Below are 615 nucleotides of genomic sequence, written 5' to 3' on the forward strand. Positions count from 1 at the left end.
TCAATGTAAGCGCTTGCAATTAAAAACCCTTGGTTATTTTGTGATGAATTATAGCAGGTGGAGAATGTTCCGCAATTCGGGTTTCACGCGGTATAATGAAGTTACTATTAATAAATTCGGAGACGCGCCATGCTTAGTGAACTAAAATCAGAAATTTTACATGAGGTTATCTTGCGCCGCCCAGACGACAGTCACAAAGGCAATTTTGGCCGGGTACTGTTGATTGGCGGTAACATTCAATATGGTGGGGCTATTTTGATGGCCACGCAGGCGACAGTTGGATCGGGTGCTGGTTTGACAACAGTGGCCACGGATTTAATTAACTTAACAGCATTGCGTTCCCGCACGCCAGAAGCGATGTTCGTGGATTGGCGCAATGATGAGCAATTGACAACTGCCATTCAAACAAACGATGTGATTTTGATTGGTCCTGGTTTGGGAACGGATGAATTTGCGACGCAATTGGTGCGTAAGGTGTTGGCATCAGTTAACAAGGACCAAATTTTAATCGCTGACGGATCGGCACTAACGGTAATGGCCGAGAACAATCTGACATTCCCACGAGATACCTTCACGGTTGCAACCCCACACCAAATGGAGTGGGCCCGTTTGAGT

General features: G+C 46.0%; 1 protein-coding gene. It reads left to right on the forward strand.

What is annotated here, in order from left to right; all coding sequences use genetic code 11:
* Nucleotides 1-129: 129 nt before the first annotated feature.
* Nucleotides 130-615, forward strand: a 486-nt coding sequence (locus WEIDD23_RS14570) for an ADP-dependent NAD(P)H-hydrate dehydratase (RefSeq protein WP_242865441.1), incomplete at its 3' end; no start/stop codon positions are given.

Origin of the sequence: Weissella sp. DD23, assembly GCF_001579105.1 — a bacterium.
GTDB classification, from domain to species: domain Bacteria; phylum Bacillota; class Bacilli; order Lactobacillales; family Lactobacillaceae; genus Weissella; species Weissella cibaria.